This is a genomic window from Vibrio syngnathi, assembly GCF_002119525.1.
Classification (GTDB): Bacteria; Pseudomonadota; Gammaproteobacteria; order Enterobacterales; family Vibrionaceae; genus Vibrio; species Vibrio syngnathi.
Genome location: NZ_CP017916.1, coordinates 222,875 through 242,547, shown reverse-complemented (window position 1 = coordinate 242,547; position 19,673 = coordinate 222,875). Strand labels below are relative to the sequence as shown.

The 19,673-nt window shown below is 44.8% G+C and carries 22 protein-coding genes; 15 read left to right on the top strand and 7 right to left on the bottom strand.

The window, feature by feature from the left end; genetic code table 11:
- The first annotated feature begins 207 nt into the window (after positions 1-207).
- The 6 genes from cytR (at position 208) to rraA (ending at position 5,724) form a co-directional block, all read left to right on the top strand.
- Positions 208-1,212: a DNA-binding transcriptional regulator CytR gene (gene cytR / locus K08M4_RS01145; protein WP_086048605.1), complete on the top strand. Its 1,005-nt coding sequence runs from the start codon at positions 208-210 to the stop codon at positions 1,210-1,212.
- A 122-nt stretch (positions 1,213-1,334) separates the two neighbouring features.
- Positions 1,335-1,874 (top strand): SPOR domain-containing protein, encoded by a 540-nt coding sequence (locus K08M4_RS01140; protein ID WP_086048604.1) that lies wholly within the window; start codon positions 1,335-1,337, stop codon positions 1,872-1,874.
- 237 nt (positions 1,875-2,111) lie between these two features.
- On the top strand, positions 2,112-2,660 hold the full coding sequence (gene hslV, locus K08M4_RS01135; RefSeq protein WP_004729692.1) for an ATP-dependent protease subunit HslV: 549 nt from the start codon (positions 2,112-2,114) through the stop codon (positions 2,658-2,660).
- A 58-nt stretch (positions 2,661-2,718) separates the two neighbouring features.
- Positions 2,719-4,059 (top strand): ATP-dependent protease ATPase subunit HslU, encoded by a 1,341-nt coding sequence (hslU, locus tag K08M4_RS01130; protein ID WP_009848880.1) that lies wholly within the window; start codon positions 2,719-2,721, stop codon positions 4,057-4,059.
- Between the two features lie 155 nt (positions 4,060-4,214).
- Positions 4,215-5,132 carry a 1,4-dihydroxy-2-naphthoate polyprenyltransferase gene (locus K08M4_RS01125; RefSeq protein ID WP_086048603.1) on the top strand — a complete coding sequence of 306 codons (918 nt, stop codon included), beginning with the start codon at positions 4,215-4,217 and terminating at the stop codon, positions 5,130-5,132.
- A gap of 73 nt (positions 5,133-5,205) precedes the next feature.
- A complete protein-coding gene (gene rraA / locus K08M4_RS01120; protein ID WP_009848878.1) occupies positions 5,206-5,724 on the top strand; it encodes a ribonuclease E activity regulator RraA in 519 nt (172 codons plus the stop codon).
- A 109-nt stretch (positions 5,725-5,833) separates the two neighbouring features.
- On the opposite strand, the gene zapB is transcribed toward rraA, so the two are convergent.
- Positions 5,834-6,076, bottom strand: a complete 243-nt coding sequence (gene zapB / locus K08M4_RS01115; protein ID WP_009848877.1) for a cell division protein ZapB — start codon at positions 6,074-6,076, stop codon at positions 5,834-5,836.
- Positions 6,077-6,400: 324 nt separating this feature from the next.
- Here zapB and glpX point away from each other — a divergent pair, with 324 nt between their 5' ends.
- The 3 genes from glpX to K08M4_RS01100 all read left to right on the top strand — a co-directional run bounded on the left by glpX (position 6,401) and on the right by K08M4_RS01100 (position 8,681).
- Positions 6,401-7,408: a class II fructose-bisphosphatase gene (gene glpX, locus K08M4_RS01110; RefSeq protein ID WP_086048602.1), complete on the top strand. Its 1,008-nt coding sequence runs from the start codon at positions 6,401-6,403 to the stop codon at positions 7,406-7,408.
- Between the two features lie 162 nt (positions 7,409-7,570).
- Entirely contained in the window at positions 7,571-8,197 is a 627-nt protein-coding gene (locus K08M4_RS01105) for a helix-turn-helix transcriptional regulator (protein WP_086048601.1), read from the top strand.
- A 136-nt stretch (positions 8,198-8,333) separates the two neighbouring features.
- Positions 8,334-8,681: a DUF3135 domain-containing protein gene (locus K08M4_RS01100; protein ID WP_086048600.1), complete on the top strand. Its 348-nt coding sequence runs from the start codon at positions 8,334-8,336 to the stop codon at positions 8,679-8,681.
- A 60-nt stretch (positions 8,682-8,741) separates the two neighbouring features.
- Here the strand turns inward: K08M4_RS01100 and K08M4_RS01095 are convergent, their stop codons facing one another.
- Together K08M4_RS01095 and K08M4_RS01090 are read right to left on the bottom strand one after the other, a co-directional pair.
- Positions 8,742-9,170 (bottom strand): DUF805 domain-containing protein, encoded by a 429-nt coding sequence (locus tag K08M4_RS01095; protein ID WP_086048599.1) that lies wholly within the window; start codon positions 9,168-9,170, stop codon positions 8,742-8,744.
- An 87-nt stretch (positions 9,171-9,257) separates the two neighbouring features.
- Positions 9,258-9,605, bottom strand: coding sequence for a 5-carboxymethyl-2-hydroxymuconate Delta-isomerase (locus K08M4_RS01090; protein WP_004729703.1), 348 nt, complete (start codon positions 9,603-9,605; stop codon positions 9,258-9,260).
- Between the two features lie 249 nt (positions 9,606-9,854).
- Between K08M4_RS01090 and tpiA the strand changes: the two genes are divergently transcribed.
- The gene (gene tpiA / locus K08M4_RS01085; RefSeq protein ID WP_012604968.1) at positions 9,855-10,625 is read left to right on the top strand and encodes a triose-phosphate isomerase; all 771 of its coding nucleotides are present in this window, start codon (positions 9,855-9,857) and stop codon (positions 10,623-10,625) included.
- A 160-nt stretch (positions 10,626-10,785) separates the two neighbouring features.
- Here tpiA and pfkA read toward each other — a convergent pair whose 3' ends face one another.
- From pfkA to K08M4_RS01070, 3 genes are all read right to left on the bottom strand, one after another.
- Positions 10,786-11,748: a 6-phosphofructokinase gene (pfkA, locus tag K08M4_RS01080; RefSeq protein WP_009848871.1), complete on the bottom strand. Its 963-nt coding sequence runs from the start codon at positions 11,746-11,748 to the stop codon at positions 10,786-10,788.
- 316 nt (positions 11,749-12,064) lie between these two features.
- Positions 12,065-12,973: a CDF family cation-efflux transporter FieF gene (gene fieF / locus K08M4_RS01075; RefSeq protein WP_086048598.1), complete on the bottom strand. Its 909-nt coding sequence runs from the start codon at positions 12,971-12,973 to the stop codon at positions 12,065-12,067.
- Positions 12,974-13,136: 163 nt separating this feature from the next.
- A complete protein-coding gene (locus K08M4_RS01070; protein WP_086048597.1) occupies positions 13,137-13,646 on the bottom strand; it encodes a CpxP family protein in 510 nt (169 codons plus the stop codon).
- A gap of 179 nt (positions 13,647-13,825) precedes the next feature.
- Here K08M4_RS01070 and K08M4_RS01065 point away from each other — a divergent pair, with 179 nt between their 5' ends.
- The 4 genes from K08M4_RS01065 (at position 13,826) to K08M4_RS01050 (ending at position 17,145) form a co-directional block, all read left to right on the top strand.
- Complete coding sequence (locus K08M4_RS01065; RefSeq protein WP_086048596.1) at positions 13,826-14,515, top strand: response regulator; 690 nt, start codon at positions 13,826-13,828, stop codon at positions 14,513-14,515.
- Positions 14,515-15,894 carry an envelope stress sensor histidine kinase CpxA gene (cpxA, locus tag K08M4_RS01060; RefSeq protein ID WP_017096534.1) on the top strand — a complete coding sequence of 460 codons (1,380 nt, stop codon included), beginning with the start codon at positions 14,515-14,517 and terminating at the stop codon, positions 15,892-15,894. The genes K08M4_RS01065 and cpxA overlap by 1 nt, the downstream gene beginning before the upstream one ends.
- Positions 15,895-15,970: 76 nt before the next feature.
- Positions 15,971-16,588 carry a superoxide dismutase gene (locus K08M4_RS01055; RefSeq protein WP_086048595.1) on the top strand — a complete coding sequence of 206 codons (618 nt, stop codon included), beginning with the start codon at positions 15,971-15,973 and terminating at the stop codon, positions 16,586-16,588.
- 77 nt (positions 16,589-16,665) lie between these two features.
- A complete protein-coding gene (locus tag K08M4_RS01050; protein WP_086048594.1) occupies positions 16,666-17,145 on the top strand; it encodes a tRNA (cytidine(34)-2'-O)-methyltransferase in 480 nt (159 codons plus the stop codon).
- 205 nt (positions 17,146-17,350) lie between these two features.
- Here the strand turns inward: K08M4_RS01050 and K08M4_RS01045 are convergent, their stop codons facing one another.
- Positions 17,351-17,875: an FxsA family protein gene (locus K08M4_RS01045; protein ID WP_004729712.1), complete on the bottom strand. Its 525-nt coding sequence runs from the start codon at positions 17,873-17,875 to the stop codon at positions 17,351-17,353.
- Positions 17,876-18,159: 284 nt separating this feature from the next.
- Between K08M4_RS01045 and aspA the strand changes: the two genes are divergently transcribed.
- A complete protein-coding gene (gene aspA / locus K08M4_RS01040) occupies positions 18,160-19,611 on the top strand; it encodes an aspartate ammonia-lyase (RefSeq protein WP_017083812.1) in 1,452 nt (483 codons plus the stop codon).
- Positions 19,612-19,673 lie beyond the last annotated feature (62 nt).

Sequence of the window (19,673 nt, the reverse complement as noted above, 5' to 3'; positions counted from 1 at the left end):
TCACAAATATTTCATACTTCTCGTGAGCAACTTCACACTAGTCATGTGATTTTTGTTAATCTAGCCGTAACTTTACACGGGTGAAACGAATAAAATATTGCAATAAAAAAAGTGTTAGCAACACTTTCACAATATCTATTCGATTACATTTATTATTCATGCCTTAGATACTTAGGCAACAAAGGAATTAAAAAGAGGGTTTAATTTATGGCGACAATGAAGGATGTTGCCCAGCTAGCAGGCGTTTCAACAGCCACGGTATCACGTGCATTGATGAACCCTGAAAAAGTCTCGGTTTCTACTCGTAAGCGAGTTGAGACAGCAGTACTTGAAGCTGGATACTCACCCAATACATTAGCTAGAAATTTACGTCGCAACGAATCAAAAACCATCATCACTATTGTTCCTGATATCTGTGACCCTTATTTCGCAGAGATCATTCGTGGTATCGAAGATGCCGCAGTAGAAAATGACTACCTCGTTCTACTGGGTGATAGCGGCCAACAGAAGAAGCGTGAGTCTTCATTTGTTAATTTAGTATTCACTAAACAAGCTGATGGCATGCTACTGCTTGGTACCGACCATCCGTTTGATGTCAGTAAGCCTGAACAAAAAAACTTACCGCCGATGGTGATGGCATGTGAGTTCGCCCCTGAGCTTGAACTCCCTACCGTACACATCGATAACCTGACCTCAGCATTTGAAGCAGTGAACTACCTAGCTCAGTTAGGTCATAAGCGTATAGCACAAATCTCTGGGCCAGTATCAGCAACGCTTTGTAAGTTCCGCCAACAAGGCTACCAGCAAGCGCTACGTCGTGCAGGAGTATCAATGAATCCAGCCTATAGCACTGTCGGTGACTTTACCTTTGAAGCGGGCGCTCAAGCAGTTCGTCAATTACTCGCTCTTCCTGAACAACCAACCGCTATCTTCTGTCACAATGATGCGATGGCCATTGGTGCGATTCAAGAAGCGAAGAAGTTAGGTTTACGTGTTCCTCAAGACCTATCGATTGTTGGCTTCGATGATATCCAATTCGCTCAATACTGCGATCCACCGCTAACGACTATTTCTCAGCCTCGTTATGAGATTGGACGCCAAGCGATGCTGATGATGCTCGACGTACTGAAAGGCAACGATGTACAAGCAGGGTCACGCCTGCTTGAAGCTAAATTAGTCGTTCGAGGCAGTACTGCGCCACCTCGAATGTAGTTCTCATAAATACCCTTATAACTCTGCGGCACATTTTGATGTGTCGCTTCCATTTCTGCACTATTATCCTCACTCAATCTGGATTACCATGAGGGCAGAATCAGCAACTATTGAATTGTCTTGTGGCTAATAGAGATTATGTAAAGCGCGGTCGTGGCACGAAAAAACCGACCAAAAAACAAACCCCTCGCCGTAAACCATGGCGTAGTGGTCTTTTGGCGATCCTCCTCGCCGGTGGTTTTGGTTACGGACTTTACCTATTGAGTAATGACCCTGAGCCGCCAGCACCGACTCCAGTGGTAACTAAACCAAAGCCTAAGCCGAAACCAACAAAAGTCATTCCGCCGCCTCCAGAGGAGAAGTGGGACTACGTTGAAACCTTGCCAAGCCGCGAGATTGAAGTAAAAGCCAAAGAGCAACAGATCTCGAAGATCCCTTACATCATGCAATGTGGCGCGTACAAAACCTCAAGCCAAGCTGAAGCACGTAAGTTGGATATTGCCTTCCAAGGTATCTCAAGCTCAATCCGTAAAAAGGATGGCAGTAGCTGGTATCGTGTGGTTCTAGGACCATACAAATTGAAGCGAGATGCAGAGCGAGATCGCCATAAGCTGCAACGAGCGAAAATCGAACCTTGTGCTATTTGGAAAGACACCCAGTAGTTATAGATTTGCCGCAGAAGCAGAAGCAGAAGCAGAAGCAGAAGCAGAAGCAGAAAAGCCAAACACCGAAAGCCTCCCATTGTGGAGGTTTTCTTTTATCCGCACCCTTTTGCCAAATTTCCTTACAACTTCCGCCGATAAGTTGCGCGACATCACTCGACCTTCCTTGAATTATCCGAGCACCATCCTCATATACTTTTTATACCCAAAGATAAGAAATATTAAGAGGCCCTACTCGTGACTACCATTGTATCTGTACGTCGTAATAATAAAGTCGTCATCGCGGGTGATGGACAAGTATCTCTAGGCAATACTGTAATGAAGGGCAATGCCCGTAAAGTACGTCGCCTATACAACAACAAAGTACTGGCAGGTTTTGCTGGCGGTACCGCAGATGCTTTCACGCTATTCGAAAAATTTGAAAGCAAGCTGCAAATGCACCAAGGCCACCTAACCAAAGCTGCCGTTGAGCTGGCGAAGGATTGGCGTAGTGACCGTGCTCTACGTAAGTTAGAAGCACTGTTGGCAGTAGCAGATGAGACCGCTTCTCTAATCATCACAGGTAACGGTGACGTAGTTCAACCAGAGAACGACCTGATTGCTATCGGTTCGGGCGGTAACTTCGCTCAAGCAGCAGCTACTGCACTATTAGAAAATACAGATTTAGATGCGCGTGAAATCGCAGAAAAGTCGCTGAACATTGCGGGCGATATCTGTGTATTCACCAACCATCACCACACTATTGAAGAACTAGAAAGCACCGTTGAGCTGCCAAAGCCCGAGTAACGACCGCTTCCATCAATAACGTTGTATTCAACAGTGATTAAAGAATTAAGGAAAAACCATGTCTGAGATGACTCCTCGCGAAATTGTTCACGAACTCAATCGCCACATTATCGGCCAAGACAACGCTAAGCGCTCAGTGGCTATTGCACTGCGTAACCGCTGGCGTCGTATGCAGCTTGAAGAAAGCCTGCGTGTTGAAGTATCACCAAAAAACATCCTGATGATTGGCCCTACGGGTGTGGGTAAAACTGAAATTGCTCGCCGTCTAGCGAAACTAGCAAACGCGCCTTTCATCAAAGTAGAAGCGACTAAGTTCACCGAAGTTGGCTACGTGGGTAAAGAAGTTGAAACCATCATCCGTGACCTAACGGACGTTGCGATCAAGATGACGCACCAGCAAGCGATGGAAAAAGTACAATACCGCGCTGAAGAGCAAGCTGAAGAACGCATTCTTGATGCCCTTCTACCACCAGCACGTGATGCTTGGGGTCAGAACGAGCAATCAACGGAAGACACAACTTCTTCAAACACTCGTCAGATTTTCCGTAAGAAACTGCGTGAAGGTAAGCTAGACGACAAAGAGATCGAAGTTGATGTAGCCGCGCCGCAAATGGGCGTTGAAATCATGTCACCTCCGGGCATGGAAGAGATGACCAACCAGCTGCAAGGCATGTTCCAAAATCTAGCGGGCGACACCAAGAAAAAGCGTAAGATGAAAATCAAAGACGCATTCAAAGCACTGACGGAAGAAGAAGCAGCGAAGCTTGTGAACCAGGAAGAGCTAAAAGAGAGCGCGATCTTCAACGCTGAAAACAACGGTATCGTATTCATCGATGAGATCGACAAAATCTGTAAGCGTGGCGACAGCTCAGGTCCAGACGTATCTCGTGAAGGTGTTCAACGTGACCTGCTTCCTCTTATCGAAGGCAGCACAGTATCAACTAAGCACGGTATGGTTAAAACTGACCACATCTTGTTTATCACTTCAGGTGCATTCCAAGTAGCTAAGCCGTCAGATCTGATCCCTGAACTGCAAGGTCGTCTGCCAATCCGTGTCGAACTTGAAGCGCTATCAGCACACGACTTCAAACGTATTCTTACTGAGCCAAAGGCATCACTGACTGAACAGTACATTGCCCTGATGAAAACAGAAGATGTCGGCATTGAGTTCACTGAAGATGGCATCAACCAAATTGCTGATGCAGCATGGCGTGTCAACGAAACCACAGAAAACATCGGTGCGCGTCGTCTGCACACAGTCATGGAGCGCCTAATGGATGAGATTTCATTCGACGCAACAGACCGAGCAGGCAGCAAATTGGTGATTGATGAAGCTTACGTAATATCTAAGCTTGGCGAGCTCGTAGAAGACGAAGACCTAAGCCGCTTCATCCTGTAGCACACCAAACTCCAACTTATTGCTCTATCTCAAAGAAATAGCAGCTAATAAGCGAATTCAAGGCCCACTTTCGAGTGGGCTTTTTATTACCCGAAAAATGGGCGTATACTCAAATCACAGTATGAAACGAAGACTTATAAAGAATTAGACCTACGATGAAACAATCTCTACTGATTTGGCTAGATGCCGCACGCCCAAAAACTCTGCCTCTCGCACTTGTCTCTATTCTTACAGGAAGTAGTTTAGCGTTCGCCGGTGGTCACTTTTCTTTATCAATCGCACTATTGGCTTTTTTAACCGCCACTCTATTACAGATTCTGTCGAACTTAGCCAATGACTATGGCGACGCGGTAAAAGGCACAGACAACGAAAACCGTCTAGGGCCAACACGTGCAATGCAATCAGGTGCGGTGACTGCGCAAACCATGAAGCAAGCCATCATCCTCAATATCGTATTTACCATGATCGCAGGGCTGATTCTTATTTTTCACGCCTTAACATCGATTGAAAGCATCTTATCTTTCATCGCGTTAGGCGTATTAGCCATAATGGCTGCCATCGCTTACACCGTGGGAAATAAACCTTATGGTTATATTGGCCTTGGCGACTTGTCGGTATTTATCTTCTTCGGTTTGTTAGGGGTTTCTGGTACTTACTTCTTACATACGGGTCATGTAGAGCCAAGCCTGTTTCTGCCTGCACTAGGCTGCGGGTTGATGGCGGTTGCGGTGCTCAATATCAACAACATGCGTGATATCGAAAACGACAGCGAATGTGGTAAGCGCACCATGGCGGTTCGCCTAGGGCAACGCAAAGCCAAGCACTATCATTTTGCACTGCTTGGGCTCGCCCTTGCCTCTTTCGCTATCTACCTGCTCATTCAAGAAAAACCGGCCTGGATCAGCCTGCCGTTTTTACTGAGCATTATTATTGTTTACAAGCATGGCAAGGCCGTTTGGGAAACCGAAAAGCCAGCACAGATCGCGCCAATGATGCCTGTGATTGTGAAATGTTCACTGGTCACTAACCTATTGTTTGCAGGGGTTGTCGTAGCTCAAACTCTATTGAGTTAAATGAGACTAATCATTGCAAAGGGATCAAGCACCGATATACTCAAAGTAAGCTCATTGTTCAAAAGGTATACTAATGGAATACAACACTTCAGCACTGTGCGACATATATTTGGATCAAGTCGATGTCGTGGAGCCAATGTTCAGCAACTTCGGTGGACGTGCATCCTTCGCAGGACAGATCACGACATTAAAGTGTTTTGAAGACAACGCTTTAATTCGCTCCGTATTAGAGCAAGATGGTTTGGGACGTGTGTTGTTAATCGATGGTGGCGGCTCACTGCGTAAAGCGCTGATCGATGCTGAGATTGCTCTACTTGCTGAAGACAATGAGTGGGAAGGTATTGTGGTTTACGGCTGCGTTCGTGAAGTCGATGAGCTAGAAGACATGAACCTTGGTATTCAGGCTTTGGCTTCTATCCCTGTTGGTGCGAGCCAAGAAGGTGTTGGCGAATTAGATGTACCTGTGAACTTTGGCAGCGTGACCTTCTTACCGGAAGATTATCTCTACGCAGACAACACTGGCATTATTCTTTCGGCAGAGCCTTTGGATGTAGAACTCGATCTGGATGTTGAAGAAGAAGAGGCCGAGTAACTCACTCAGCTTCAAATAATAAAACAAGCCAAAGAACACAAAACATAAGAACACAAACGAAAACGCCCGCTACTCAGTAGCGGGCGTTTTTTTAAATCTGAAGAGTCGATTACTCTACGTCATCCATTTTACCAAGAAGGTTACGGATGCGATCTTGCCATGCTGAATGCTCTTCCTGCATTTGCTGAGTTTTTTGCTCTAGCTCGTGACGGCTTGCTTTAAGCTCACCAGCTTCTGTTGCTAGTGCTTGTTTCTCTTCTTTAAGCTCTTCCACTTCCATTTGAAGAAGTGCAATTGTATCTACTGCTGTTTGAATTTTTGCTTCTAGCTGCTCTAGTACTTCAAAAGACATTCTGGCCTACCTTTAAGTTATCCGTTTGATGGTGAAGGTTCACTCCACTTATTTCCCCATTCTACTCAGCAGAGCAAGGATAAACACTCAATATATTCGATATTTTGCGCCATTCGATGAAAAAAACAGCGCTTTTTACCGAATATTGACGTGAACGATTACCACCACGACGGCAAACCGATTATTTTGATGAATAATAACTGTTTTCCACTGCGAATTGATCGAGAGCAATCTCCAAAAAACAAAAAGGCAAACGTTTCCTTTGGGATATGATAAAATTTGCCGCGAAATTTCTATTCCCCCTTTGAAAATTTTGGAGTCCGCATGAAACGCGATTTAGCAATGTCATTCTCTCGTGTCACAGAAGGTGCAGCACTAGCTGGTTACAAGTGGCTTGGCCGTGGCGATAAAAACGCTGCAGATGGCGCTGCTGTAGAAGTAATGCGTAGCCTATTAAACAAAACCGAAATTAGCGGTGAGATCGTTATCGGCGAAGGTGAAATCGATGATGCACCTATGCTATACATCGGCGAAAACGTAGGTGTGGGCGGCGACGCTGTCGACATCGCAGTTGACCCAATTGAAGGGACACGCATGACAGCAATGGGTCAATCAAATGCATTGGCGGTATTAGCTGCAGGCGAAAAAGGCAGCTTCCTTAAAGCGCCTGATATGTACATGGAAAAGTTGGTAGTAGGCCCTGGCGCTAAAGGCGTGATTGACCTAGAGCTGCCACTAACAGAAAACCTAGAAAACATCGCTAAAGCACTAGGTAAAACACTCGATACTCTAGTAGTAACCACATTGGCTAAGCCTCGTCACGATCAAATCATCGCTGACATGCAAGCCATGGGCGTTCGTGTATTTGCTGTGCCAGACGGTGATGTTGCAGCTTCTATCTTAACGTGTATGCCAGATAGCGAAGTAGACGTAATGTACTGCATCGGCGGCGCACCTGAAGGTGTGGTTTCTGCGGCGGTCATTCGCGCACTCGACGGTGACATGCACGCTCGTCTTCTTCCTCGTCATGAAGTAAAAGGCGATACAGAAGAGAACCGCAAGCACGGTGAGCTTGAACTAGAACGTTGTGCAGAAATGGGCGTAACGGCGGGCATCGTACTGAAGATGGAAGACATGGCACGCAGCGATAATGTTGTGTTCTCAGCAACGGGTATTACTAAGGGTGACCTTCTAGAAGGCATCACTCGCACAGGCAATATCGCAACCACAGAAACACTGCTTATCCGTGGTCGCTGTCGTACGATTCGCCGCATCAAATCTATCCACTACCTAGAGCGTAAAGACCCAGAAGTAATCGGTCACATCCTGTAAACCAAAACTAGGTTCAACAAAACGCACGAAGGCTGATACCAAGTATCAGCCTTTTGTTTTATTGGCCATCAATAATCTGTGCATTTCACCAGCCTTATAGTAAATGGTTTGCTTTATAAATACCTTGCCTCATAATGGTAAAGTTCATGAGGCAGAGATAGTATGAAAACAAGCGACAAAATCTTACAGACCATTAAGCGTCAAGGCGCGGTAACCGCGAAACAACTGTCAGAAGAATTTGGCATGACGACAATGGGTGCAAGGCAACATCTGCAAAGTCTGGAAGATGACGGTACTCTTGCGTTTCATGATGTGAAAGTAAAAGTGGGTCGTCCGACTCGCCATTGGTCCTTAACTCAACAAGGCCACAGCCAATTTTCAGACCGACACGGTGAACTCACTATTCAAGTAATTGATGCTGTAGAAAATCTGTTTGGTAAAGAAGGGTTGGCTAAGGTTGCTGCCGAGCGTGAACAACACACACTTAAGCAGTATCAATCTGCACTGTCTGGTTGTGATTCACTCATTAGTAAGCTTGAAAAACTCACCCAACTTCGTGAAGATGAAGGCTACATGGCTGAACTTCAAGAACATGATGAGCACTACATCTTAATTGAGAACCACTGCCCCATCTGCAAAGCAGCAACTCGTTGCCCTAGCCTATGCCAATCTGAGCTCAATGTTTTCACTGAACTGCTCAAAAATGAGTGTCATGTAAGCCGCACTGAACACATTATTGCCGGCGAAAGACGCTGTACTTATACCTTAACGCCCACGCCTTTATCGTAATACCAAGCGCTAAGAGCTAGTACTAACCCACCGATTCCGTCTCAATGTTGAGAAAATGACGATAGATTAAAATTTGTACAGATTTCTTTCTTAAGCTTAAAGTATATGAAACATGCTTAATGCTAAGGAAGGAATCATGGCACAGCCACAGCCAAATCAAAATCTGCCCCCGTTTGATGAACTGGTCCAACTCGCCAAAAGCGATCCTAAAGCATTCAATCAATTCAAACACGAAATGTGCGAGCAGATGATTTGTTCGGCCTCAGAAACCATGCAAGACAGGCTACGCGCTCAGCAAAGTCACATCGATTTGGTGGTTGGTCGCTGTAAAAACCCACATCATGTTAATGTCGTACTCATGCAAGAGCTTCGTTGTCAGTTCTGTAAATTCCAAGATGCACTCGAAGGTCGCTGTAGTTTTGAAGAATCTAAACCGGAAAATGTGGTTCCTTTTAGGCCGAATGCAGAACCTAAAATGTATTAAAAGTGCAAAAGTATTAAAAAGAAAAAAGGGAGCGCGATGCTCCCTCTTATCTATTCATTGTTAATATTTACATGGATCTTCGCCATAGTCGTTACGACCTTCTGTGCCTTTCAACAAACCACACTCAATCAAAATCCATAAGCCACACACTAACGCCGCAACGGTGGCTGCCATATGGATTGGTGATACCGGCTCTGTGGTAGTCGCAGCCATTGGCGAAGCCAAACGACCTAGCACTAGCGGCACATTCAACAGTAACCAATAGTTCGACTTATTGCGGTCGTGCCAGCGCTTAGCGGTGACCGCAAGATCTGGGATCACGAGCAGCAATAGGAATACTGGCAGCAGAATGTAAGAGTAAGCAGGGAACAACACAGAGATACCAGAAGCAAAACCAGTAATCGCTATGTAGTAGAAAATATTCCAAATCCAGTAAGTCTTACGACCTATTCTCCCTTTGAAAGAGAGCAGTAAATCTTTCATCGACATCTTAAAATACTCAAAAAGTTAATACGCTACCAAAAAGTGAGTAGCAAATAGTTAGTGAATCACTTTTAGCTAGTTGATTATTTTTAGCTAGTTAATCACTTTCTGAAAGCAACTTTTATCCATATCTCGTATGTTGACCGTTAGGCTGCGGATATGGCTTGCCTGTTCTTGTAGGGTTTGCATTAACAAACGCGACAATTCTCTTTTCTGTTCTTCAGTACGTCCAGAAAGTAACTCGAAGCTAATATGAACAAAATCTACATTGTCCTCTTCATCACCGACCAACCAGTTATGACAGCGCAGTGAACGAGACTTCACAGAAGGTACATCAAACAAACCACAGTTTAATGTAACTTGATGGAGGTCTTCCAGTAAACCTTGGATATTCACTCGCTCATCCACTGAATTTGAGTACTCTAGAACTAGATTCGGCATTATTACTTCCTATTGTTAACGCAATCGTTTGTCCCTTAATAGCAACTAACGATGAAAAATCCGAGAAGTTAGCTATTATTCTGTCTGCCGGATCACTGATATTTGCTCAAAATCTACTCTGACCATTGAGTAAGATCCAAGAAAGTCATGACCACAGTCATGATCTGTTGATATTATTCTGTTATATTATTTCGTAATAAAGTTTACTTTTTTACATTCGATTTATTTAAATACTTTGGAGATATTCCTATGCGTCATCCTGTAGTTATGGGTAACTGGAAACTAAACGGCAGCAAAGAAATGGTTGTTGATCTACTAAACGGTCTTAACGCTGAACTTGAAGGCGTAACAGGCGTAGACGTAGCAGTTGCTCCACCAGCACTTTTCGTTGATCTTGCTGAGCGTACGCTTACTGAAGCGGGCAGCGCTATCATCCTAGGTGCTCAAAACTCTGACCTAAACAACAGCGGTGCATTCACTGGCGACATGTCTCCAGCAATGCTTAAAGAGTTCGGCGCATCTCACATCATCATCGGTCACTCTGAGCGTCGTGAATACCACGCTGAGTCTGACGAATTCGTTGCTAAGAAATTCGCATTCCTAAAAGAGAACGGCCTAACTCCAGTTCTTTGTATCGGTGAATCTGAAGCACAAAACGAAGCAGGCGAAACTGTTGCTGTATGTGCTCGTCAACTTGACGCTGTTATCAACACTCAAGGTGTTGAAGCTCTTGAAGGCGCTATCATCGCTTACGAACCAATCTGGGCTATCGGTACTGGTAAAGCAGCTACAGCTGAAGATGCACAACGCATCCACGCTCAAATCCGTGCACACATCGCTGAGAAATCTGAAGATGTTGCTAAGAAAGTTGTTATCCAATACGGCGGTTCTGTTAAGCCAGAAAACGCAGCAGCTTACTTCGCACAACCAGACATCGACGGTGCTCTAGTTGGCGGCGCAGCTCTAGACGCGAAAAGCTTCGCAGCTATCGCTAAAGCAGCAGCTGAAGCAAAAGCTTAATTTAAACGTCACCGTTTAAATTGAATGAAAGGTCAACTTAGGTTGGCCTTTTTTGTTGCCTATCGTTTGAGATTCAAGCTTTAAAGCCAAACAACGGACACAAAAAAACCGCTGATAAATCAGCGGTTTTTAATATTTTCAAGCGAACGCTAAGCGTGGCTTAGAACAACTCTTCTGCAACGCGGAACAACTCAGAACGGTCTGGGTTCTGCATGTTCTCGATACAGTCGATGATATCGTGGTGAACAAGAGCTTCTTTCTCGATACCAACACAACGACCACCTTGACCTTCTTGAAGAAGGTGAACAGCGTAGTTGCCCATACGAGAAGCTAATACACGGTCAAATGCAGTAGGACGACCACCACGTTGAATGTGACCAAGAACGGTTGCGCGAGTCTCACGACCTGTTGCCGTTTCAATCTCTTTAGCCAATTCGTTCGCGTCCATCATTAGCTCAGTTAGAGCGATAATTGCGTGTTTCTTGCCTTTCGCAATACCATCTTGGATATTGCTGATTAGCTGATCTTTATCTAGGCCAGTCTCAGGTGTAATGATGTACTCACAACCACCCGCGATTGCTGACATAAGCGTAAGGTCACCACAGTGACGGCCCATGATTTCAACAATAGAAATACGTTGGTGAGAAGAAGATGTATCACGTAGACGGTCGATTGAATCGATAACAGTGTTAAGCGCAGTTAGGTAACCGATAGTGTAGTCAGTACCCGCGATATCGTTATCGATTGTGCCTGGAAGACCTATACATGGGTAACCCATTTCAGTCAGCTTCTTAGCGCCCATGTAAGAACCATCACCACCGATAACAACAAGTGCTTCGATACCGTGTTTCTTAAGGTTCTCGATGCCTTTCTCACGAACAGCAACGTCTTTGAACTCAGGGAAACGTGCAGAACCTAAGAAAGTACCACCACGGTTGATCACATCAGATACGCTTGAACGGTCAAGCTTCTCGATACGGTCTTCCACAAGGCCTTGGTAGCCGTCGTAAATACCGTAAACTTCAATGCCAACTGATAGCGCAGTACGAACTACACCGCGAACTGCTGCGTTCATACCTGGAGCGTCACCACCACTGGTCAAAACACCGATCTTCTTAATCATGCTCACCCTCGATTTTTGGGAATCTATTATTCAATTCTTGTTCTTGCTGATTGTATATCAACAAGATTTTAAATCTATATTTGTACGTTATGTTACATTTCCTCAACAGGAATAGCACTTAAATCACGTAAAATTATGTAACATTTCTACTTCTGTAAGAGTATTACAGTTTTACTCAATAACTTTGTTGATTCACATCAGAATCAACATTAATTGTTACTAAGGTGATTTTTGAATCACCTTTGAGTTAGCAATTTTTACTCACTTTAGTTCAAAAGCCATTCACTTGCCATTTGCTACCTAATTTTTAGACACGTTACCATGAGTGAAATTTCTGCTGTTTCTCTGGTCCAAATACCACCGAATACGGATCTTGATGAATTAATACATCAGCATCAGGGAAAACGGAGATCAGCTTATCCTCTACTTCGTCAGAAATGCGATGAGCTTCAATCAGTGGGATATTGTCTTCGAGTTCTAAATGCAATTGAATGAACCGAACAGGACCTGAACGGCGCGTTCTTAATTGATGTACGCCAAGTACCCCTTCCACACTCAACGATGTCTCTTTAATCTGCTTGAGTTCTTCATCAGGTAGCTTGTGATCAAGTAGAGATTGCACCGCTTCCATCGCCATTTGATAAGCGCTGTAAAGAATGTAGATACCAATACCAATCGCAAATACCGAGTCTGCTTGACCGATACCAAACCAGCTCAGTGCTAGCGCCAGCATGATAGCCGCATTCATATAAAGATCAGATTGATAATGCAGAGAGTCAGCCGCAATCGCTTGGCTGCCCGTTTTGCTGACAACGTGTTTTTGGAATCGAACTAAACCGAAGGTCATGACCATTGCGAATAAACTGACGTAGATACCAACCTCTGGAGAGTTCAGCTCATGCGGTCGGAAGAAACGTTCAATACCGTTAAGAATAAGGAAACAAGCGGAACCAGAAATAAACATCGCTTGTGCTAATGCAGCAAGAGATTCGGCCTTACCATGACCAAAGGTATGTTCTTTATCAGCTGGCTGCAAAGAGTAACGAACCACCACAAGGTTGACGACAGAAGCGGCGATATCCAACAGTGAGTCAACAACAGAAGCTAATAAACTGACTGAGCCTGTCACCCACCACGCCGCAACCTTCACAACCAATAATATGGAGGCAATGATGGTGGCAGCCCAAGCGGCGAGCGTAACTAAACGTGCGTATTCTTGTTTCATAAATTGGCTATAAAGTGACTGATAGCACAAAGTATAACCCGCAAAACACCGATTGAATATGACAGCTAGGATCTAATACATTCATTTTAAAGATCAAAAAAAGCGGCACTAGGCCGCTTCTTTCTAAACACTTTCAATCAATCCAGCTTTTTCAAACCATGAATTACTTGTCTTTGTTCATGCGTTTTTCCATTTTGTCCGCACATTTAGCCATGCGATCTTGCTGGATTTCTTTCAGTTGAGTCTTCTGTTCAGGTGTTAGTACGCTCATCATTTGATGTTGCTTCTTCAGCATGGTTACGCGACGCTCTGTTTGCTTCTCTACCATTTGGCTTGCTAGGTCGTTTGCCGCCGCTTCATCAAAGGTATCGGCTAGAACTAAATCTTGAACTTTCTCGTGGTGCGCTTTCATCTGCGCCATCTTGTCCGCTTTATTACCTGAATGCTTTGCTTTCATCTCAGCACGGTTCGCTTCACGCATCTCTTTTAGCTCTGCTTTTTGAGCATCCGTCAGATCCAGTTGGCGCATCACTTTTTTGTCAAAGCCGCCACATTTACCGTGCATGCCTTTGTGGTCACCTTTATCGCCACCGCCATATGCGAACGCGCTTGCTGTACCTAACATTAGTGGAAGTGCCGCAGCTACTAGTACAAGTTTCTTAGTCATTTTCATAATTGTTGCCTCAATTCGGTATAATCAGTCATGTGTTGCGTTTGTTTTCAGCGCTTAGATATAGATTAGTCTTTCCCTCGTAAAGTGACGTTTAGAAAGCGTAAAGAATCGTAAAGAGTGAAAGTTGACGAATAATTAGCAGTATTATTAACGTGTAAATAACCAATTAAGGCTTCCCAATGGCGAACATTCTTCTTATTGATGACGACACCGAGCTAACCGGCTTACTTAAAGACATACTGAGCTTTGAGGGATTCACTGTTTCCGAAGCCAATGACGGCTATGCGGGGTTGGAAGCTATCAATGATGAGATAGATTTGATTCTTTTGGATGTGATGATGCCGCGCCTTAACGGTATGGAAACGCTAAAGAAACTGAGAGAAAACTGGGAAACACCAGTATTGATGCTGACCGCAAAAGGCGAAGAGATCGACCGTGTTATTGGCCTTGAGCTTGGCGCAGATGATTACTTGCCAAAGCCTTTCAGTGACCGAGAGCTGCTCGCTCGTATTCGTGCCATCTTACGTAGAACGCAGATCAACACCGCTCCTAAAGCAGCCAGTGATAAGATTCAATATCAAGACATTGAAGTGTTCCCCGGCAAGCAAGAAGCTTATTGTAATGGCCTGCTTATCGATCTTACCACCACCGAGTTCGCTTTGCTGAGTCACCTAATCCAGAACCCAGGGCAAGTGATCACCAAGGAAGCGTTGAGTTTGGATGTGCTGGGCAAAAGGCTTGCAGCGTTTGACCGTGCGATAGACATGCACATATCCAACCTACGTAAAAAAATCCCAGAACGCAGTGACGGTAAATCTCGCATCAAGACATTACGAGGCCGTGGCTACTTATTGGTAGAGGAAGATTAATGCGTATCCCTAAAATCACCAGCTTATATGGACGTATCTTTGCTATCTTTTGGTTCACCATGTTACTGGTGCTTTTGTCGGTACTATCACTTCCCCATTTAGACCCGCGAGTGGCGCGCGATGTGCCTGCCGATCATCTCGATAAACTCGAACGTATCGCTAAATTCACAGAAAAACGCTACGCCAAAGAATCTAACCTGGGAAAAATAGTGTTCCAACTTGAGGCACCGCGTAGCCGCAAGGATTCTCGTGCTCGTATTTACCTAACCGACCTTGAAGGCGCAGTCCTTACATCGAAAAGACACTCAAATTACAAACTTAAAGCGATTCGTAATTTTGTTACCTCGATAGATAACCCTGAATTACCCAAGCAAAAGTTATACGGACATTACATGGTCGCAGGGCCAGTCCCTATCACACTCGCTGGAGAAGAATTACTGATGTACGCCGGAGTAAAGTGGAATCAACCTCCTCCATTTTTGCTGCGCTTATTTGATAGACCTTTACAGTTATTGCTTGCGGTAATGCTAGCAAGTACCCCACTGCTATTATGGTTAGCTTGGGCATTAAGCCAACCAGCCCGTAGGCTTGAACGCGCAGCACAACGTGTGGCGAAAGGCCAATTCGAGGTCGATCCAACACTCGAAAAAGGCACCTCAGAATTCAGACAAGCGGGTGAGAGCTTTAACCAAATGGTCGAAGCAGTGAACCAGATGATCTCAGGGCAACAACGCCTACTTTCAGATATCTCACACGAGCTACGTTCGCCATTAACCCGCCTACGCATGGCGAATGCACTTGCGATTCGTAAACAAGGTGAGAGCCAAGAGTTAGAACGTATCGATATGGAAGCTCAGCGTTTAGAGCAAATGATCAGTGAACTACTGACGCTATCACGCATGCAGGTCGACAGCCATATTACTCGTGAGGTTCAGCCTATTTCGAGCTTATGGGAAGAGATTTTAAAAGATGCAGAATTTGAAGCTGAACAGATGGGTAAATTACTGACGTTTTCAGAGATCCCAGAGCGTTCTATTTCGGGTAACCCTAAGCTGCTGATGAGTGCCTTGGATAATATTACGCGCAATGCTATCTACTACGGTAAAGACCAAGTCGATGTGCAATTCGATGTTGTCCAAGATCGGCTGACGATTTGCGTCAATGACAACGGTGATGGTGTACCTGATGATGAGCTAGATTCTATCTTTAGACCCTTCTACCGAGTTTCAACCGCTCGAGATCGTAACTCCGGTGGCACTGGGCTTGGCCTAACGATTACAGAGAGTGCGATTCGCCAACACAGTGGAACCATCACGGCAAGCCGTAGTCAACTCGGTGGATTACAACTCAAAATCACCCTGCCTATCCTGCCTGTGTAATACCCCCACAAAGATCACAGTTGATAATGATTTCCATTATCATTATGGTAAGTCCTCTAATTACGGAGGATTTACCATGTCACACTCTTTTCCTGATCTACCCTACGCTTACGATGCCCTAGAACCTTACATTGACGCTAAGACGATGGAAGTGCATTACAGCAAGCACCATAGAACCTACTACGATAAGTTTGTTGCGGCGATTTCTGGCAGTGAACTTGAGCAGCAATCTCTGACCGAGATCTTCGCTAATATTTCTCAGCACAGCCCGGCAGTTCGCAACAATGGTGGTGGTTACTATAATCACATCTTGTATTGGAACTGCATGGCTCAAGATGGCGGGGGTGAACCGGCAGGTAAACTTGGCGACGCGATCCAAAGTACTTTCGGAGATTTCGAGACGTTCCAAGATCAGTTTGCTCAAGCGGCAATCAATACCTTCGGTTCAGGCTTTGCTTGGTTGGTAGTAGAAGAAGGACAACTGAAAATCATCTCGACCTCAAACCAAGACAACCCCTGGATGGATACCATCGCCAGCAACGGTGAGCCGATTCTTGCACTGGATGTCTGGGAACACGCCTACTACATCAGCTACCAAAACCGTCGTCCTGATTACATCAATGCATGGTGGAACGTAGTGAATTGGAATGCAGTATCTGAAAACTACGCGCAGGCACTAACGAACCAAGCTTAAGCTGAGGGTGGCGAACTGTACTCACTCAGCTTGCCACCGTATACTCTGGCTATCTTTGATTATTCTTGTGAACCAACATGTTTGATATCGCTCTATACGAACCAGAAATCGCGCCCAACACGGGTAACATCATTCGCCTATCAGCTAACTGCGGCGCAAACCTGCACCTTATCGAGCCGCTTGGCTTTGATTTTGAAGAGAAGAAAGTTCGTCGTGCGGGCTTGGATTACCACGACCTTGCGCGAGTTAAGCGTCACAAGAATCTAGAAGCCTTCCTTGAGTATCTAGAGAATGAACGCGAGGGTGATTTCCGCATCTTCGCTTGCACCACCAAAACTACTGGTCACCACGTGGATGCGAAATTCCAACAAGGTGATGTGTTGATGTTTGGCCCTGAGACTCGAGGACTGCCTGCGGAGTTCATCGAAAGCATGCCAATGGAACAACGCATTCGTATTCCAATGATGCCAGAAGCACGCAGCTTGAACCTGTCAAACGCAGTGGCCATCATTGCGTTCGAAGCTTGGCGACAAATGGGTTTTGAAGGCGCGGTATAACCCAATCTCAGTAAATTAATCTCAGTAAATAACCGCTCGCACGGCCTGTTACCTGTTCCAGCTAGTAATCGTAAATAGCAGGTAACATGCAATAAAAAAGGCTCTTACCATTATCACTTTCTTGCGAAGGATAAAGGTAAGAGCCTTTTCTGTTTTCCCCTCTCTATATAAAGAAGAGAGAAAAACAAAGAAGATAAAAAACGGATTAGTTTAAGCGGTTACGATCGTTGTCGTCGTCTTTCTTCTCAAACTCACCCTCAAAGGTGTTGCCGTCTTTTGATTGGTCAGATGGACCTGAATTGAATGGGTCTTGTCCAAATGGGCTCTGGCCAAAACCAGCTTGTCCACCCGCATGGAAACCACCAGACATATTGGTCACCACCATTTTTTCCATCATTTTCTTGGCAATCATCGCTCTTGGTGCTGGTAACAATACCAACATACCGAGTGCGTCCGTCATAAATCCCGGAGTCAGCAGCAATACGCCTGCAACCGCAAGCATCACGCCTTCAAGAATCTGTTGTGCTGGCATTTCGCCTTGTTGTAATCGACCTTGCACAGACATAAGTGTCTGAATGCCTTGGCTACGAACAAGCGATGCACCAACAAATGCAGTAATCAAAACCAACGCAATAGTTGGCCACAATCCTAAGAAGCCACCAACTTGAATAAATAGCCCAATCTCAATGATGGGTACGAAGATAAATAGTAATAATAAGATAGGAAACACACGCCCTCCTTTGTTACATCCAGTTTACGCTGAAAGCCCTATCAATCTCAAATTTATCCTGTAAATAAGCGTGTTTATTGACCCGGAATAAGTTTGCAAAATATTGACGAAACAAAACCGAAAAAGGTGATCAACTTAATATTTTTATGCGCTAAGTACAGTATCATGTGCCACATAAGTCAGGACGGATTTATCAGCCCAATATTCTAGCGAACGGAGTATTTGCACACAGAATAGGCTAATAACTAACTATATAATCAGAATAATTCTCTAAGGATCCTGTTATGGCTAATCTATCAGAAGCTCAAGTTGAAGCTCCTCAAGCTACTCGTCTCGAAGAAGATCTACTAGGTCAACGTCATGTTCCGGCTGATGCTTACTACGGCATCCACACTCTACGCGCAGTTGAAAACTTCAACATCTCAAATGTAACGATCTCAGATGTACCTGAATTCGTTCGCGGTATGGTGATGACAAAGAAAGCAGCGGCTTTAGCAAACAAAGAGTTAGGTGTAATCCCAAGCGAAGTAGCTAAATACATCATCGAAGCTTGTGACCTTATTCTAGACACTGGCAAGTGCATGGATCAGTTCCCATCGGATGTATTCCAAGGTGGTGCTGGTACTTCTGTAAACATGAATGCTAACGAAGTTGTGGCAAACGTGGCTCTTGAACTTATGGGCAAAGAAAAAGGCCAATACGAGTTCATCAACCCAAATGACCATGTAAACCGCAGCCAATCTACAAACTGTGCTTACCCAACGGGCTTCCGCATCTCTGTTTACAACAGCGTTCGTAAACTGATCGATGCTATCGAATACCTAAAAGGTGCATTTGAGCTTAAGAGCCAAGAATTCAACACAATTTTGAAAATGGGTCGTACTCAACTTCAAGATGCTGTGCCTATGACGGTTGGCCAAGAGTTCCACGCTTGGGCTGTAACCATCAACGAAGAAATCAAAAACCTAGAATACACTTCAAAACTACTGCTTGAAGTTAACCTAGGCGCAACGGCTATCGGTACTGGTCTGAACGCAGCACCGGGTTACCAAGGCCTAGCAGTGAAACACCTAGCGGAAGTAACTGGCTTAGAGTGTGTAGCGGCTGAAGATCTTATCGAAGCAACGTCTGACTGTGGCGCATACGTAATGACGCACGGCGCACTTAAGCGCCTAGCGGTTAAACTGTCTAAGATTTGTAACGACTTACGTCTTCTTTCTTCAGGTCCACGCACTGGCTTCAACGAGCTAAACCTACCTGAACTGCAAGCGGGTTCTTCAATCATGCCTGCTAAAGTAAACCCAGTTGTACCTGAAGTAGTAAACCAAGTTTGCTTTAAAGTTCTAGGTAACGACAACACGGTTTCTTTCGCAGCAGAAGGCGGTCAGCTTCAACTGAACGTAATGGAACCGGTTATCGCACAAAGCATGTTTGAGTCTCTAGACATTCTAACAAACGCATGTGTGAACCTACGCGACAAGTGTGTAGACGGCATTACTGTAAACAAAGAAGTATGTGAATCTCACGTATTTAACTCTATCGGTATCGTTACTTATCTAAACCCATACATTGGCCACCACGAGGGTGACATTGTAGGTAAGATTTGTGCTGAAACAGGTAAGAGTGTTCGTGATGTAGTTCTAGAGCGCGGTTTATTGAGCGAAGAAGAACTTGATGACATTTTCTCTGTTGAAAATCTGATGCATCCTCAGTATAAAGCAAAACGCTACGAATAACGGATGAACAAAGAAAGGCTCTGTTTCCAGAGCCTTTTTTCTTGCTTAATAAAATTATTAAT

Excerpts from the sequence above, each read along its gene's own strand:
- K08M4_RS01095 (WP_086048599.1), bottom strand. The coding sequence starts at position 9,170 with ATGTCGATGAAAGATTTACTGCTCTCTTTCAAAGGGAGAATAGGTCGT.
- K08M4_RS01055 (WP_086048595.1), top strand. The coding sequence starts at position 15,971 with ATGTCACACTCTTTTCCTGATCTACCCTACGCTTACGATGCCCTAGAA.
- cytR (WP_086048605.1), top strand. The coding sequence starts at position 208 with ATGGCGACAATGAAGGATGTTGCCCAGCTAGCAGGCGTTTCAACAGCC.
- cpxA (WP_017096534.1), top strand. The coding sequence starts at position 14,515 with ATGCGTATCCCTAAAATCACCAGCTTATATGGACGTATCTTTGCTATC.
- pfkA (WP_009848871.1), bottom strand. The coding sequence starts at position 11,748 with ATGATTAAGAAGATCGGTGTTTTGACCAGTGGTGGTGACGCTCCAGGT.
- K08M4_RS01065 (WP_086048596.1), top strand. The coding sequence starts at position 13,826 with ATGGCGAACATTCTTCTTATTGATGACGACACCGAGCTAACCGGCTTA.
- K08M4_RS01100 (WP_086048600.1), top strand. The coding sequence starts at position 8,334 with ATGGCACAGCCACAGCCAAATCAAAATCTGCCCCCGTTTGATGAACTG.
- zapB (WP_009848877.1), bottom strand. The coding sequence starts at position 6,076 with ATGTCTTTTGAAGTACTAGAGCAGCTAGAAGCAAAAATTCAAACAGCA.
- K08M4_RS01070 (WP_086048597.1), bottom strand. The coding sequence starts at position 13,646 with ATGAAAATGACTAAGAAACTTGTACTAGTAGCTGCGGCACTTCCACTA.
- K08M4_RS01105 (WP_086048601.1), top strand. The coding sequence starts at position 7,571 with ATGAAAACAAGCGACAAAATCTTACAGACCATTAAGCGTCAAGGCGCG.
- K08M4_RS01050 (WP_086048594.1), top strand. The coding sequence starts at position 16,666 with ATGTTTGATATCGCTCTATACGAACCAGAAATCGCGCCCAACACGGGT.
- rraA (WP_009848878.1), top strand. The coding sequence starts at position 5,206 with ATGGAATACAACACTTCAGCACTGTGCGACATATATTTGGATCAAGTC.
- fieF (WP_086048598.1), bottom strand. The coding sequence starts at position 12,973 with ATGAAACAAGAATACGCACGTTTAGTTACGCTCGCCGCTTGGGCTGCC.
- tpiA (WP_012604968.1), top strand. The coding sequence starts at position 9,855 with ATGCGTCATCCTGTAGTTATGGGTAACTGGAAACTAAACGGCAGCAAA.
- K08M4_RS01125 (WP_086048603.1), top strand. The coding sequence starts at position 4,215 with ATGAAACAATCTCTACTGATTTGGCTAGATGCCGCACGCCCAAAAACT.
- K08M4_RS01090 (WP_004729703.1), bottom strand. The coding sequence starts at position 9,605 with ATGCCGAATCTAGTTCTAGAGTACTCAAATTCAGTGGATGAGCGAGTG.
- aspA (WP_017083812.1), top strand. The coding sequence starts at position 18,160 with ATGGCTAATCTATCAGAAGCTCAAGTTGAAGCTCCTCAAGCTACTCGT.
- glpX (WP_086048602.1), top strand. The coding sequence starts at position 6,401 with ATGAAACGCGATTTAGCAATGTCATTCTCTCGTGTCACAGAAGGTGCA.
- hslU (WP_009848880.1), top strand. The coding sequence starts at position 2,719 with ATGTCTGAGATGACTCCTCGCGAAATTGTTCACGAACTCAATCGCCAC.